The 14,869-nt window shown below is 66.0% G+C and carries 14 protein-coding genes; 11 read left to right on the top strand and 3 right to left on the bottom strand.

Features of this window, described 5'->3' with window-relative positions:
* Positions 1-1,396: methyl-accepting chemotaxis protein (locus EV216_RS15865; protein WP_165899293.1), on the bottom strand; the 1,396-nt coding region annotated here is incomplete at its 3' end.
* 275 nt (positions 1,397-1,671) lie between these two features.
* On the opposite strand from EV216_RS15865, the gene EV216_RS15860 reads away from it, so the two are divergent.
* Positions 1,672-2,406 (top strand): VIT1/CCC1 transporter family protein, encoded by a 735-nt coding sequence (locus tag EV216_RS15860; protein ID WP_132696508.1) that lies wholly within the window; start codon positions 1,672-1,674, stop codon positions 2,404-2,406.
* Here the strand turns inward: EV216_RS15860 and EV216_RS15855 are convergent.
* Positions 2,403-3,497 (bottom strand): DUF6456 domain-containing protein, encoded by a 1,095-nt coding sequence (locus EV216_RS15855; RefSeq protein ID WP_132696507.1) that lies wholly within the window; start codon positions 3,495-3,497, stop codon positions 2,403-2,405. The two genes, EV216_RS15860 and EV216_RS15855, sit on opposite strands and share 4 nt — an antisense overlap.
* A 231-nt stretch (positions 3,498-3,728) precedes the next feature.
* On the opposite strand from EV216_RS15855, the gene EV216_RS15850 reads away from it, so the two are divergent.
* Positions 3,729-4,031, top strand: a complete 303-nt coding sequence (locus EV216_RS15850) for a DUF6477 family protein (RefSeq protein ID WP_132696506.1) — start codon at positions 3,729-3,731, stop codon at positions 4,029-4,031.
* A 5-nt stretch (positions 4,032-4,036) separates the two neighbouring features.
* Here the strand turns inward: EV216_RS15850 and EV216_RS15845 are convergent, their stop codons facing one another.
* Positions 4,037-5,584 (bottom strand): trimethylamine methyltransferase family protein, encoded by a 1,548-nt coding sequence (locus EV216_RS15845; RefSeq protein ID WP_132696505.1) that lies wholly within the window; start codon positions 5,582-5,584, stop codon positions 4,037-4,039.
* A 199-nt stretch (positions 5,585-5,783) separates the two neighbouring features.
* Here EV216_RS15845 and guaA point away from each other — a divergent pair, with 199 nt between their 5' ends.
* From guaA to EV216_RS15800, 9 genes are all read left to right on the top strand, one after another.
* Positions 5,784-7,343 carry a glutamine-hydrolyzing GMP synthase gene (gene guaA, locus EV216_RS15840; protein ID WP_132696504.1) on the top strand — a complete coding sequence of 520 codons (1,560 nt, stop codon included), beginning with the start codon at positions 5,784-5,786 and terminating at the stop codon, positions 7,341-7,343.
* The gene (locus EV216_RS15835) at positions 7,340-8,218 is read left to right on the top strand and encodes a DMT family transporter (RefSeq protein ID WP_132696503.1); all 879 of its coding nucleotides are present in this window, start codon (positions 7,340-7,342) and stop codon (positions 8,216-8,218) included. The genes guaA and EV216_RS15835 overlap by 4 nt, the downstream gene beginning before the upstream one ends.
* Positions 8,219-8,329: 111 nt before the next feature.
* The gene (locus EV216_RS15830; RefSeq protein WP_132696502.1) at positions 8,330-9,433 is read left to right on the top strand and encodes an outer membrane protein transport protein; all 1,104 of its coding nucleotides are present in this window, start codon (positions 8,330-8,332) and stop codon (positions 9,431-9,433) included.
* Positions 9,434-9,541: 108 nt separating this feature from the next.
* Positions 9,542-10,402 carry a P-loop NTPase family protein gene (locus EV216_RS15825; protein WP_132696501.1) on the top strand — a complete coding sequence of 287 codons (861 nt, stop codon included), beginning with the start codon at positions 9,542-9,544 and terminating at the stop codon, positions 10,400-10,402.
* 47 nt (positions 10,403-10,449) lie between these two features.
* Entirely contained in the window at positions 10,450-11,376 is a 927-nt protein-coding gene (gene metA / locus EV216_RS15820) for a homoserine O-acetyltransferase MetA (protein ID WP_132696500.1), read from the top strand.
* A gap of 2 nt (positions 11,377-11,378) precedes the next feature.
* Positions 11,379-12,251: an alpha/beta fold hydrolase gene (locus tag EV216_RS15815; RefSeq protein WP_132696499.1), complete on the top strand. Its 873-nt coding sequence runs from the start codon at positions 11,379-11,381 to the stop codon at positions 12,249-12,251.
* A gap of 56 nt (positions 12,252-12,307) precedes the next feature.
* Positions 12,308-13,267 (top strand): alpha/beta fold hydrolase, encoded by a 960-nt coding sequence (locus tag EV216_RS15810; protein ID WP_243642101.1) that lies wholly within the window; start codon positions 12,308-12,310, stop codon positions 13,265-13,267.
* A gap of 35 nt (positions 13,268-13,302) precedes the next feature.
* Positions 13,303-14,175 (top strand): polyphosphate kinase 2, encoded by an 873-nt coding sequence (gene ppk2, locus EV216_RS15805; RefSeq protein ID WP_132696498.1) that lies wholly within the window; start codon positions 13,303-13,305, stop codon positions 14,173-14,175.
* Positions 14,168-14,785: a TetR/AcrR family transcriptional regulator gene (locus tag EV216_RS15800; RefSeq protein WP_132696511.1), complete on the top strand. Its 618-nt coding sequence runs from the start codon at positions 14,168-14,170 to the stop codon at positions 14,783-14,785. The genes ppk2 and EV216_RS15800 overlap by 8 nt, the downstream gene beginning before the upstream one ends.
* Positions 14,786-14,869 lie beyond the last annotated feature (84 nt).

The following is a 14,869-nucleotide window of genomic DNA, read 5'->3' as shown; positions in this document are numbered from 1 at the left end:
TCTCCTCCAGCGTCGCCGCCTGGTTCTCGGTCCGGTGCGACAGATCCTCCGACGCCCCGCCGATCTCCTCGGCACGCGCGTGGATCTCGGTCGCGGCTTCGCGCAGCGACCCGATCAGGTCGGCCAGACTGTCGAGCGAGGCGTTGTAGTCGTCGCGCACGCTGTTGTAGCCCTCGCCCAGATCCTCGCGGATCGGCGTCGACAGATCGCCAGCGGCCAGCCGTTGCAGGCCATCACCCAGGATTTCGACCAGCGCGACCCGGTGGGCCTGCGCCTCTTCTCGTTCGCGCGCCAGAGTGGTCACCTCCTGCAAACGGTGATCCCGGAAGGCGGCGATGCCATTGGCGAGTTGACCGAGTTCGCCGCCCGCTGCCTGCGCCGCCGAGACGTCGATCTGCAGGTCGCCATCGGAGAGGCGCTTGAGCTTGGCGATCAGGTCGGCCAGCGTCGCGGTGATCCGCCCGCCCATCAGCAGCGCGCCCAGAAGCCCCAGGATCAGCGCCGCTGCGGCCGCGGCAAAGGCGATCGTCCGGGCCTCGTTCATCAGAGCCAGGTAAGAGGCGCGCGGCACCATCACATGCAGCATTCCGACCGTTTCGCCCGCGAAATCCTTCACCGGGAAGGCCGCGCCGCTGAAAGGCTCGGTTCCGATCAACAGTTCGTAGGGATCGATGCCGATATCGCGGGCGCCAAGCACGGCATTCGCACTCAGCAACGGGGGCGCGTCAATGCTTGCCACGCTGCGGTTGAGCGCTGCGGAATCCGAACTCTCGAACGAGTTGATGCCCGTTCCGGGGACAACGTAGAACTCCATCTGGACCTCGGACTCCGCCACCAATGCGCGGAAGAAGTCCTCGTCCAGGCTGAGCCCGAATTCGACCGTGCCGACATGGCCGCCGTTATGGGCGATGGGGGCGATGCCGCGCACGGCCAGGCCCCCCCGTCCGAGTTCGAGTCCGGTCACGGGCGCCCGAGTCGTATTGGCCAGCACCACGGTCTTGCGGAACGCGGAGAGATCGTCACCGAAGGTTTCGGGCTGATTTACACGGAAGAACGAATGCGACTGCGGCGTGTGAAAATGGAACTGCCGCACACCCTGCTGGTCGCGAAGCTCGGCAAAGCCGGGCACGAACAGATCGTGCAACGCCTCGCGGTCCCCGGCGACCACCGCGGCCTGAACCTGGGGCATGCGGGCCACCATGGTCGCCATCGACAATGCGTTGTGGTTGCGGTCATCAAGCGCGGACTGAAACCGCTGGCGCACCTGCTCAAGCTCGCGCGCGGTCCCCTGCTCGATCATCCCCTTCATTCCGAACAGCATTGGCACGAGGATGACAAGCGCGGACAAGGCCACGGAGGCGAGAATCGAAAGGATGATCTTTGCACGGAGGGACATCGAACTCGTTCCTGAGATATGTTCAATTTTAGATTTCGGAATACGCATCTGAGCCTGGAGATAGGCGGGAATGCGTAAACAAGCGCCTACTTGGCGCACAATTTCGGGGCATATTTGGGTTGTCGTTGACGGGTCCACACAGAATACGCTCAGGGGAATTGCAATGTTTCCCCGGTTGCACCCGTCAAGGTTAACGCTTTCCGGCCGACACGGCGTTGTCCGTTGGACCGGAACGGTGTCGGCTGTATGGTTGCGCCAGTGTTTCGGGAGGCCCCATGACCCAAGTCGATCCTGCCCCTTACCGGACCGCTCGGCTGGGCCGGACCCAGGAATTCCTCAAGCAGATCGTCTATGGCGGGAATGACGGGATCGTCACCACCTTTGCCGTTGTGGCGGGCTTTGCAGGGGCCCGGGCCGACGGGGTTGCGCAGATCGGGGCGCTGGCGGTCCTTGTGTTCGGAATGGCCAACCTGTTGGCAGATGCCGTCTCGATGGGTCTTGGCGAGTTCCTTTCGGGCCGGGCGCAACGCGACCTTTATGGCGCCCAGAGAGCCCGCAGGATCGAGACGATCCGCTGCGATCCTCCCGCGGCGCGCGCGCGCCTTGCCGCCCATCTGCGCGGCCGCGGACTGTCGTCCACCGATGCCGATTCTGCGGCGGCAATCATCACGCGCACGCCGGAAATGACGGCAGAGATGCTGTTGCGCTACGAAAACGGACTTGGCCATCCCGACCAGGACAACCCGGCGATCAACGGGCTGTTCACGTTCCTGTCCTTCGTGACCTTCGGAATCGTTCCGCTGGTGCCCTATTTCCTGTTGTCGGCCGAGCCGCGGACCTTCGTGCTGTCGATCGGTGCAACGATATGCGCGCTGGCTGCACTGGGACTGTTACGCTGGAATGCGACCGGGCTGGGACTTTTCCGGTCGGTTGGCGAGACGATGCTGGTGGGCGGCGTCTGCGCGATAGTCGCCTATGTGGTGGGAATGATCGTGGGGGCGAACGCCTAGCCGATCATTCCGGCCCGTTCGCCGAGCCGTTCGTAGTGCAGCTTGAGCCTTTGCAGACCGATCCTGAGCACGATCTTGCCCGAGCGCGCAGACCAGCCCATGTGCTGCTCGACCTGCTCCATGCCTTCCAGAAAGCAGCAGCAGCGCAGGACCACATCGCCGAGCCCCGGCCCCAGGTCGCGAAGAGCCGACGCCACGCGCTCGCGCGCGCCCCTCGGACCGTCACACGGGCCGGAGCCGGGCTGGAACGCGCCCCTGTCGGAGCCGGTCAGGAACCGGTCCCAGTTCTGTGCAACCCGCGGGCCGATCTGCGCCACCTCGAAATCCTCGCGCAGCCGCTCTCCTGCCGCTACCAGGTCGGGCGTCAGAAAAGGTTTGCCGTCCCTGTCGCGCCGTCGCCCCAGGATCGAGAGCGGCGACTCGGCGCGATTGTAGCGGATGCGCTCGGCCTTTTCGTCGCTGGCCGTTTCCCAGTCGCGATGCTGGTCGCCGAACGGTGCCAGGGCGTCGGCCTGTCCGTTCTTGTTCGCCTCGTTCTCGGCGAGCATGCGCTTCAGCGTGGCCCGTCCTGCCGTGGTGATTTCATAGATCGTCACCCGACCGCGGCTGCGGCAGGCAATCCAGTCCTTGAGCGCGAAGACCTCGGCCATGGCACGGTCCACCACGGCGACGCGGCTGGTATGACCGTCCGGCCCCTCGCGCAGCACGGCGGCCTTTTCCATGTCGCGCGCAACTGCGAGAAAGGCACCCGGTTCGTTCATGCGGCGCAGCACGCGGCGCGCCTCACGCTGGAGGGTGGCATCCTCGACCGTCGGCCGATCAATGCGCATCGTGGCTGTCATCGGAGGTATCTCCTTTGGTGGAAGGGCAGTCCGGGCCTGCGCACCCAGGCGGGCGAGCGCTTGGTCCACAAGGGGATCGTCGCGCCGTGTCTCGACCCGTCGCACCTGGCGGAGCACGGTCGAGGGATGGCAGCCCTCAATGCGCGCAAGTTCACGCAGCGAACACCCGCCCTCGGTATGGGCAAGATACAAGCGCGCCGCCTGCGGCAGCCAGGTCAGCGCGGTTTCCGACGGTAAGACGCATTCCATTTCGGGACGTTCTCCTGATCCTGATGCAACTGGATGGGTCTCGGGCCCATCACAGCTTAATGCAATCCAAGGTTGAATTGGTTACCGTCGAGTTAACAAAAGTCGTGATGCTTAGTATTGTTTCTAAACGGTAAAGAATTCTGAAACCTCCGTACGCAGATCTCTGTCGACACGCAACACCCGCCAGGGTTGTGCCATTCTGCCTGCGATCGACATATCGGAGGTTCTGCCATGATCCGGATTCCCGCCCATCTCGCCCATCTTCGTCGTCCCCGACTGATGGTCCAGGCCGCCCGTTTCGGCCTTGCCGACTATCGCCGCGACCGCGACCTCGCCCGGCTGCTTCCAGGCCATCGCCAAACCAATCCGGCGGCCGTGATCGACCGGTTGATCGACCTCGAAACGGCGATGGACGACCGCCGCCGCAGCGGCGATGCCGGGTATTCCTATGCCCGTCACATCGAGATTCTGATCGCCCTGATGGCCGAGGCGCATGCGCTGGCCGCAACCCAACCCGAGCGCGAAGCCGCCTGAGACACTCACACGAAGGCGTCAGGCATCTCCTGCTTGCGCCGGGTCACATGAGCTTCCAGAGCCTCGCGGACTCCCTCATCAAGCGGCGGCGGCTGGTACTGCGCCAGCAGCGCCTTCGCCCGATCGGCGGCCAGACTGACCGTGTCGCGCGCGCCTTCTTCGTCCCAGGTCTCGAAGGGCTTGTAGTCAAGCAGATCCGAGCGCCAGAACGCCTCCTTGAAATGCGCCTGGGTATGGGCACAGCCAAGGAAATGGCCGCCCGGTCCGATTTCGGCGAGCGCATCCATCGCTTGCGCCTGCGGATCCATTGCCACGCCCTGCGCCATCTTGTGCAGGGCGCCCAATTGATCGGCATCCATCACGAATTTCTCGACGCTCGCCACCAGCCCACCTTCCAGCCAGCCACAGGCATGCAGCATGAAGTTGACGCCCGCCAGAAGTGCTGCGTTCAGCGTATTGGCCGTTTCATAGGCCGCCTGCGCATCGGGCAGCTTGGAGCCGCACAGCCCCCCGCCAGATCGGAACGGCAACCCAAGTCGGCGCGCAAGCTGACCCGCGCCGAACAGGATCTGGCTGGCCTCGGGCGTGCCGAAGGTGGGCGCCCCCGAATTCATGTCGATCGAGGTGACGAACGCCCCGAAGATCACCGGCGCGCCGGGCCGGATCAATTGGGAATAGGCCACGCCCGCCAGCACCTCGGCCAGAACCTGGGTCAGCGTGCCCGCGACCGACACCGGCGCCATCGCGCCGCCGACGATGAAGGGCGACACGATGCAGGCCTGGTTCGCCGCGGCATAGACCTCGAGCGCGCCCATCATCGTCGCGTCGAAGGTCAGCGGAGAGTTGATGTTGATGAGCGAGGTCATCACGGCGTTCTGCGCCACGAACTCCCGCCCGAACAGGATCTCGCACATCTCGACGGAATCCCGCGCGCGCGAGGGTTCGGTGACCGAGCCCATGAAAGGCTTGTCCGACAGCGTCATATGCGCCAGCAACATGTCCAGATGGCGCTTGTTCACGGCCACGTCTGTCGGCTCGCAGACCGTGCCGCCGGAATGGTGCAGCCATTTCGACATCTGGCCCAGCCGCACGAAACGGCGGAAATCCTCGATCGTGGCATAGCGCCGCCCGCCGTCCAGATCGCGCACGAAGGGCGGCCCGTAGACCGGGGCCAGCACAAGGCTGCGTCCGCCGATCTCGACATTGCGCTCGGGGTTGCGGGCATGCTGGGTGAACCGTCTGGGCGCGGTCGCGCAAAGCTGGCGGGCAAGGCCCCGGGGCAGGCGCACGCGTTCGCCCTGGACATCCGCGCCCGCTGCGCGCCAGCGGTCGAGCGCGGCGGGATTCTCGACGAAATTGACGCCGATCTCTTCAAGCACCCGTTCGGCGTTTTCTTCGATGATCGCCAACGCCTCGGCGCTCAGCAGCTCGAAATCGGGAATGTTGCGCTCGATGAAGCGCGCCGTCTCGATCGCGATCCCGCTGCGCGCCGCCCGGCGCGCTGCCCCACCGCCGCCACGGCTGCGCGTGCCCCGCTGTTCCGCTTCGCCCATGCACTTCTCCCGTCGCTGGCCCTGTCCGCCGCGCGCTCATCTAGCGCAAAAGACGCACTGTGCGCCGGGCGGTTTTCGCCCCATCCTGCGCCAAGTGCGACATCCCTTGAGATCCGTCGCCGCGCTGCGGCGTCGCGCCATTTATGGCCCTGCTCGGCGCGGGCTTGCGCAGGCTCCCGCCCGGCCCTATCAGTCGGCCATGACCCAGCATGACCGCCTCCTCATCATCGATTTCGGCTCTCAGGTGACCCAGCTCATCGCGCGTCGGCTGCGCGAGCTGAATGTCTATTGCGAAATCCATCCCTACCAGAACGTCACCGACGCCTTCCTTGCCGCATTCGCGCCAAGGGCGGTGATCTTTTCGGGCGGGCCGGATTCGGTGACGCGCCCGGGCAGCCCGCGCCCGCCGCAATCGGTCTATGCCCTTGGCGTGCCGATCCTCGGCATCTGCTATGGCCAGCAGGTGATGATGCAGGACCTGGGCGGTCGGGTCGAGGCGGGCGAACATGCCACCGCGGAATTCGGCCGCGCCTATGTCGAACAGGCGGGCCGGGGCGACGAGTTCCTGTCCGGCTGGTTCCAGGGCGGGCGCGAGCAGGTCTGGATGAGCCATGGCGACCATGTCGCGGAAATCGCGCCGGGTTTCCAGGTTCTGGGCACCTCGCCCGGGGCGCCCTTTGCGATCACCGCCGATCCCGCGCGCCGCTTCTATGCCGTGCAGTTCCATCCCGAGGTGCATCACACCCCGAACGGCCGGACGCTGTACGAGAATTTCATCCGCCTTGCCGGGTTCCGGGGCGACTGGACGATGGGCGCCTATCGCGAGGAAGCGATCGCGAAGATCCGCGCGCAGGTCGGCGATGCCAAGGTGATCTGCGGGCTGTCGGGCGGCGTGGATTCCTCGGTGGCCGCCGTGCTGATCCACGAGGCGATCGGCGACCAGCTGACCTGCGTCTTCGTCGATCATGGCCTGTTGCGCCAGAACGAGGCGGCCGAGGTGGTCGCCATGTTCCGCGACAATTACAACATCCCGCTGATCCATGCCGATGAAAGCGACCTGTTCCTGTCGGCGCTCGATGGCGTTTCCGACCCCGAGGTGAAGCGCAAGACCATCGGCAAGCTGTTCATCGACGTGTTCCAGAAACACGCGGCCGAGGTGGGCGGCGCCGAATTCCTGGCGCAGGGTACGCTCTACCCAGATGTCATCGAGTCGGTCAGCTTTTCGGGCGGCCCCTCGGTCACGATCAAGTCGCATCACAATGTCGGCGGGTTGCCTGCGAAGATGGGCCTGAAACTGGTGGAACCCTTGCGCGAGCTGTTCAAGGACGAGGTCCGCGCACTGGGCCATGAACTGGGCCTGCCCGCCAGCTTCATCGGCCGCCATCCCTTTCCCGGCCCGGGCCTTGCCATCCGCTGCCCCGGCGAGATCACCCGCGAGAAGCTGGCGATCCTGCGCAAGGCCGATGCGGTCTATATCGACCAGATCCGCCGCCACGGGCTTTACGACGAGATCTGGCAGGCCTTCGTCGCGCTGCTGCCCGTGCGCACCGTCGGCGTGATGGGCGACGGGCGGACCTATGATTACGCCTGCGCGCTGCGCGCCGTGACGTCGGTGGATGGCATGACCGCCGATTACTATCCCTTCACCCATGACTTCCTGTCCGAGACGGCAACCCGGATCATCAACGAGGTCAAGGGCATCAACCGGGTCACCTACGACATCACGTCGAAGCCGCCCGGCACCATCGAGTGGGAATGAGCCTTCCGGCGCGCGGCCCGGACATCCCCCGCGCTGCGCTGTGGATGACCGGGGCGATCCTGTCCTTCTCGTCGATGGCGGTGGCCGGGCGGGCCGTGTCGGTGGAACTCGATACGTTCGAGCTGATGCTCTACCGTTCGGTGATCGGGATCGTGCTGGTGGTCGGCCTCGCGGGGCTGGCAGGGCGGCTGGGCGAAGTGTCGCGCCAGAGGCTGGGCCTTCATTTCGTCCGCAATGTCTTTCACTTCACCGGGCAGAACCTGTGGTTCCTGGCGCTGGCGCTGATCCCGCTGGCGCAGGTCTTCGCCATGGAATTCACCGCGCCGCTCTGGGTCGCGCTTCTGGCCCCGCTGATCCTGGGCGAGCGGTTGACGCGGGCCCGCGCGCTTGCGGCGCTGACGGGCTTTGCCGGGATCCTGATCGTTGCGCGCCCTGACCCCATGGCGCTGGAACCCGGCGCACTGGCCGCGCTGGGGGCGGCGCTGGGCTTTGCGGGGTCGGCGCTTTTCACCAAGCGGCTGACGGCCACGCAGTCGATCGTGTCGATCCTGTTCTGGCTGACGGTGATGCAGGCAGGAATGGGGCTGGTCTGCGCCGGGATCGACGGCCAGATCGCCTGGCCCTCGGCCGCCGCATGGGTGCCGCTTGCGGTGCTGGGGGTGGCCGGGCTGATGGCGCATTACTGCCTGACCAGCGCGCTCATGGTCGCACCCGCGATCATCGTGATGCCGCTCGATTTCCTGCGCCTGCCGGTGATCGCCGTGGTCGGCATGCTGCTTTACGGCGAGCCGCTGGAAGCGGCGGTGTTCCTGGGCGCTGCGGTGATCCTGGCGGCGAACCTGCTCAACCTGAGGACGGAACTGCGTCCGCGGTGACACGCTTTGCGGCAAAGCATTACCCGGCGCGATTAACGCGGCGTTCGCAATTGACCGAAAGCGGCCCATCACACTAGCGTTAACGGGCGCGACGTTTCGTGGGGAGGCAAAATGAAAAACGTGGTGACGGGGGTCGTCCTGACCGCCATGGGGATCGGCAGCGCCCATGCCGGAGGCGTCGAGCGCTCGACCCAGTCGGTCGGCATCCTGTTCGAGCCGGGCACCTATGCGGAACTGAGTTTCAGCAGGTTCGACGCGAATGTGTCGGGGACGAGTGCCTTCCTGGGGCCCACAATCGGAGCCGGTGACATGGCGCCCGGCTACAACACCTTTTCGCTGGGCTACAAGCAGGCTCTTACCCCGTCGCTGGATCTCGCGCTGATCCTCGACCAGCCGATCGGCGCGGATGTCGACTACCGGTCCGGCACGGGCTACCCGGTCGCGGGCACCACGGCCGAACTTGACGCGACCGCTGTGACAGCACTGGCCCGGTACAGGTTCGACAACAATCTCAGCCTGATCGGCGGGTTGCGCGCGCTGAGGACATCCGGGACGGTCAATCTGCCGTTCCCGGCACTCGACCCGAACCCCTACACGCTTGAGACCTCGAAAGAGACGGATTTCGGCTATGTTCTGGGGATCGCATGGGAAAAGCCGGAGATTGCAGCGCGGGTGGCGCTGACCTACAATTCTGCGATCAACCACACGTTCGATGCCGCCGAAAGCGGCCCGTCGACGGGCGGCATCGTCGTCGACAGCACCTTCAAGACCGAGATCCCGGAATCGATCAACCTGGAGTTCCAGACCGGCATCGCGGCCGACACGCTGCTGTTCGGCTCGGTCCGCTGGGTGAACTGGACCGAGTTCACGATCGACCCCGACGAATACCGCAACGTCTATGGCAATGCTCTCGTTTTCTACACTGACGATGTCATCACCTACAATCTGGGGCTGGGCCGCAAGTTCAACGACAACTGGTCCGGCGCGGTTCTGCTCGGCTACGAAGAGACCAAGGGCAATGTGACCGGCAATCTGGGCCCCACGGATGGGTTCAAGTCGGCGGGCCTGGCGCTCACCTACACGAACGGTCCGGCGAAGATCACCGGCGGCCTGCGCTATGTCGATATCGGCGATGCGACGACCCGCGGGATAGATGGCGACTTTTCAGGCAACTACGGCTGGGGCTTCGGCCTGCGCGTCGGCTACTCGTTCTGAGCGGCCCTCCTGCCCTGTCCTGCGGCCGCCCGGCACGTCCGGGCGGTTTCGTTTGACCGCCCCCCGCCCGCCCGCTACCAGATGCCCGTTCGGCAAGGGCGGCATGGCATGATCTACGAGTCGGCGGCAGAGTGGCGTTCGGCGCCCCGCAAGCGGGTGCTTCTGTTCGGGATGTCGGGGCTGGGCAAGACCCATGTCTCGAACATGCTGCGCGCGCGGGGCGACTGGTTCCACTACTCGGTCGATTACCGCATCGGCACCCGCTACATGGGCGAGTTGATCGCCGACAATTTCAAGCGCGAGGCGATGAAGGTTCCGCTGCTGCGCGAATTGCTGCTGACCGACAGCGTCTTTATCGCCTCGAACATCACCTTCGACAATCTGGCACCGCTTTCGACCTATCTGGGCAAGCCCGGCGCGGCGGAAAAGGGCGGGCTGAGCTTTGCCGAATACATGCGCCGTCAGGAACAGCACCGCGCCGCCGAGATCAGCGCCCTGCTGGACACCCCGCGCTTCATCGAGCGGGCCGAGGAGCTTTACGGCTACGGCAACTTCGTCTGCGACTCGGGCGGATCGGTCTGCGAGGTGGTGGACCCCGAGAACCCCGAGGACGAGGTGCTGACGACGCTTGCGCGCAACCTGCTGCTGGTCTGGATCGAAGGGTCCGAGGCACACACCGCCGATCTGGTCGCGCGTTTCGACCGCGCCCCCAAGCCCATGTATTACCAGCCCGATTTCCTGCACGCGGCCTGGGCGGCCTATCTGGACGAAACCGGCCTGACCGAGCCAGAGGTCGATCCCGATGCCTTCGTGCGCTGGACCTATGCCCGCGCGCTGGCCCACCGCCAGCCGCGCTACGCGGCGATGGCGCGCAACTGGGGCGTCAAGGTCGCCGCCCAGGATGTGGCAAGGGTCACCAGCCCCGCGGACTTCGTCGAACTGGTCGCCCGCGCCCTTGAGGCCCGCTGAGAAGCCGCCTATCTCTCGTCTCCGCGTCTTCCGGAAAGGCCCGCCCGATGCCGATCAAGATCCCCACCTCGCTGCCCGCCTTCGACGTGCTGACGCGCGAGGGCGTGATGGTGATGGGCGAGGAGGCAGCGGCGCGTCAGGACATCCGGCCGCTGCGCATCGGCCTGCTGAACCTGATGCCCAAGAAGATCCAGACCGAGACCCAGTTCGCCCGGCTGATCGGCGCCACGCCGCTTCAGATCGAACTGAGCCTGATCCGGATGACCGAGCATCAGACCAAGAACACCGCCGCCGAGCATATGGAGGCGTTCTACCGCCCTTTTGCCGAGGTCGCCGCGAGCGGCGAGAAATTCGACGGCTTCATCATCACCGGCGCCCCCATCGAGCATCTGCCCTTCACCGAGGTCACCTATTGGGATGAACTGGTCCGCGTGATGGACTGGACCCAGACCCATGTCCAGTCCACCTTCGGCGTGTGCTGGGGCGGCATGGCGATGATCTATCATTTCCATGGCGTGCAGAAACACATGCTGGACCACAAGGCATTCGGCTGTTTCCGACACCGTAACCTCGTTCCCGCATCGCCCTATCTGCGTGGCTTTTCGGACGATTGCGTGATCCCGGTCAGCCGCTGGACCGAGATGCGCCAGCCCGAGATCGACGCGGTGCCGGGGCTGGTGACGCTTCTGGGCAGCGACGAGGTAGGGCCCTGCCTGATCGAGGATGCGGCGCATCGCGCGCTCTATATCTTCAACCATTTCGAATATGACAGCGACACGCTGAAACAGGAATACGACCGCGACGTGGCGAATGGCACGCCGATCAACGTGCCGATCAACTACTATCCCGGCAACGATCCGGCGCAGGCGCCGCAGAACCGCTGGCGCAGCCATGCGCATCTGCTTTACGGCAACTGGATCAACCAGATCTACCAGACCACGCCCTATGACATCGACCGGATCGGGGCCGCCTGAGAATGCATGACCGCTACATGCCCACGGGCGAGGTTCTGGATATCGACGGCACCCGCGTCCACGCCCATCAGGAGGGCGCAGGCCCGGACGTGATCCTTCTGCACGGGGCGGGCGGGAATACGCGGGACTTCTGCTTCGACCTGATGGGGCGACTGGCCGAATGCTTCCGCGTGACCGCCTTTGACCGGCCGGGGCTGGGCCATACCGATCCGCTACATCCCGATGGCGAAAGCCCCTTCGAACAGGCCGAAATCCTGGAACGGGCGGCGGTTCGGCTCGGGCTTGGGCCCGCGGTGCTTGTCGGCCATTCCTTTGGCGGCTCGGTGGCGCTGGCCTGGGCACTGGACCATCCCGCCCGCGCGGCGGCGGTGGTGTCTCTGGCCGGGGCCGCGATGCCCTGGCAAGGCGGGCTGGGGCCGTGGTACGAGCTGGCCTCTTCGGCCTTTGGCGCGGCTGTGGTGATCCCGCTGATATCGGCCTTTGCGCCCCGTGCGCTGGCGCACCAGACCATCGAGCGGATCTTCGATCCCGACCCGGTGCCCGAGGGCTATGCCGAGCATATCGCGATCGAGCTGTCGATGCGCCCCGACAGCCTGCGCGCCAACACCCGGCAGGTGAATGGGCTGAAGCCCCATATCCGCGCGATGGCAGCGCGTTATGGCGAGTTGAAGATGCCGATCGAGATCCTGCACGGCACCGCCGACAGGATCGTGCCGATCGAGGTCCATTCCCGGCCGCTGGCAGCCCGGGTGCAAAGCGCGAACCTGATCGAGCTGCATGGCGTGGGCCACATGCCCCACCACGCCCGCCCCGAAGCCGCCGTCGCCGCGATCCTGCGTGCCGCACGGCGTGCGGGGCTGCGCGCGGACGACTGATCCCGCTGGACCCGCCTGCCCCGGCCGCTATGTCCCCTGCGAGGGAGATCGCCATGATGCCGACCAGACGCGCCTTTACCGGCCTGATGGCCGCTTCGGTTCTGAGCGCCTGCGCCAGCCCCGCCGCGCAGGACCGGCCCGAAGCGCCGGACCGGGCGGCGCAGCTTTATCCGCCCATCGGGCAATTGATGCGGGTGCGTGGGCGGATCGTGCATGCCTATGTCGAGGGGCGCGGACCGGCAGTAATCCTGATCCATGGCGCCTCGGCCAATCTGCGCGACTTCACCTTTTCGCTGAGCGGGCGTCTGGCGCGGCGCTACCGTGTCGTCGCCTTCGACCGGCCGGGCCTTGGCCATTCCCAGACGCTGAACAATCGCGGCGAGACCCCGGCCGAACAGGCCGCCCAGCTTGACGCCGCCGCCGGGATGCTGGGCATCCGCCGGGCCGTGATCGTCGGCCATTCCTATGGCGCCGCCGTCGCGATGGCCTGGGCGCTGAACCACCCGGACCGCGCCGCGGGCGTAGTCACGCTGGCCGGGGTGACGATGCCCTGGCCGGGCGAGTTGCCGCGCTTCTACACGGTGGCCTCCAGCGGGCTGGGCAGCGCGGTGGTTTCGGCGCTGGCCACCCGCGCGCGCGCCGAACGCGCGGTCGCGCGATTCTTTGCCCCGCAACGCCCGCCCGCGGGCTATCTGGACCAGGTGGGGATCGAGCTTGCCCTGCGAACCGAGACGCTGCGCACCAGCGCGCGGCAGGTCGATATCCTGAAACCGCAGCTTCAGGCGATGAACGAACGCTATCCGGGCCTGCGAGTGCCGGTCGAGATCCTGCACGGCACCGCCGACAACGCTGTCTCGATCGACTTCCATTCCCGCGCGCTGGCGCCCCGGCTGCGGACCGGCCGACTGACCGAATTGCCCGGCATCGGCCACATGCCGCATCATGCCGCCCCCGCCGCGACGCTGGCCGCCATCGACCGCGCCGCCGCCCGCGCCGGATTGCGCCCGCGCGCCTGATCGCCATACTGGCGGAAAACGCGACGGAGGCACGCATGAAGGACCTGCCATTCGACGGCGCGATCACCAAGTTCTACAAGGACGACGCGCCCAGGGACATCCGGGATGCCATCGAGGCAAGCGACAAGAACGACGTCCTGTCCGCCAGCTTCCCCTATCGCAAGCGCATGGATGAAAAGGAGTATCTCGACCAGCTTGAGAAATTGCAGATCGAGCTGGTCAAGATGCTGGCCGACATCAAGGCGACCGGCAAGCGCGTCGCCATCGTCTTCGAGGGCCGCGACGCCGCCGGCAAGGGGGGCACGATAAAGCGCTTCCGCGAGAACCTGAACCCGCGCGTTGCGCGTCTGGTTGCCCTGCCCGCGCCGTCTGATCGTCAGAAGACTGAATGGTATTTCCAGCGCTACATCCCGCATCTGCCCGCGGGCGGCGAACTCGTGTTCTTCGACCGATCGTGGTACAACCGCGCGGTGGTCGAACATGTCTTCGGCTTCTGCACCCCGGACGAGCGCGAGCATTTCTTTGCCCAGGTGCCGGAGTTCGAAAAGATGCTGGTCGACGAGGGCATCGTGCTGATCAAGCTGTGGCTGAACGTGGGCCGGGCGGAGCAATTGCGCCGTTTCCTCAAGCGCGAGAACGATCCGCTCAAGCAATGGAAGGTGTCCTGGATCGACGTCGAGGGGCTGAAGCGCTGGGATAATTACAGCGCCGCGATCCGCGACACCTTTGCGCGCAGTCATACCGGTCCCGCGCCCTGGACGGTGATCCGCGCCGACGACAAGTCGCGCGCGCGGCTTGCGGCAATCCGGCGGGTGCTGACGCGGGTCGATTACGCGGGCAAGAATATCGACGCGGTCGGCGCACCCGATCCAAGGATCTGCGGTGGCCCCGAGATCTGGGATGTCTAAACGCGGCTATCACCACGGAAACCTGCGCCAGGCGCTGGTCGAGGCCGCGCTGGTTCTGATCCGCGAGAAAAGCCCGCAGGGCTTCACCCTGACCGAGGCGGCGCGGGCCGCAGGCGTGACGCCCGCTGCGGTCTATCGCCATTTCGAGGGCCGCGAGGACCTGATCGCGGAATGTGCGCGGCAAGGTTTCGTGATCTTCGCGGACCTGATGGAACATGCCTATGAAAGCGGCCAGCCCTCGGCCCTGGCGAGCCTGTCGGCGACGGGCCGGGCCTATCTTGCCTTTGCGCGGAATTTCCCCGGCCATTACATGGCGATGTTCGAATCGGGCCTGTCGCTGAACGCCGATCCCGATCTGTGCACCGTGGCGAACCGGGCCAGCGCGGTGCTGGAACGCGCCGCGCGCGACCTCTCGCGCCATATCCCCGAGGCAAAGCGGCCGCCCGTGGCGATGGTCTCGGCCCATATCTGGGCGATGAGCCATGGCGTTGTGGAACTCTACACCCGCGGCGCCCCCGGGGCCCGCGTGCCCTTCCCGGCCGAGGATCTGCTGGAAACCGGCATCGGCATCTATCTGCGCGGGCTGGGGTTGATCCCGGCCGATGCCTGAAGCGCGACCGGCGCAGGGCGCACCGCCCCCGTCTTTGCGCACTCCCCCGGGATGTTTCGGCCAACAAGATGGCAGCGGGCCGCG

Source organism: Rhodovulum steppense (assembly GCF_004339675.1).
Lineage (GTDB): Bacteria > Pseudomonadota > Alphaproteobacteria > Rhodobacterales > Rhodobacteraceae > Rhodovulum > Rhodovulum steppense.
Note: the sequence above shows the minus strand (reverse complement) of the source record. Positions and strands in the feature narration are given on the sequence as shown.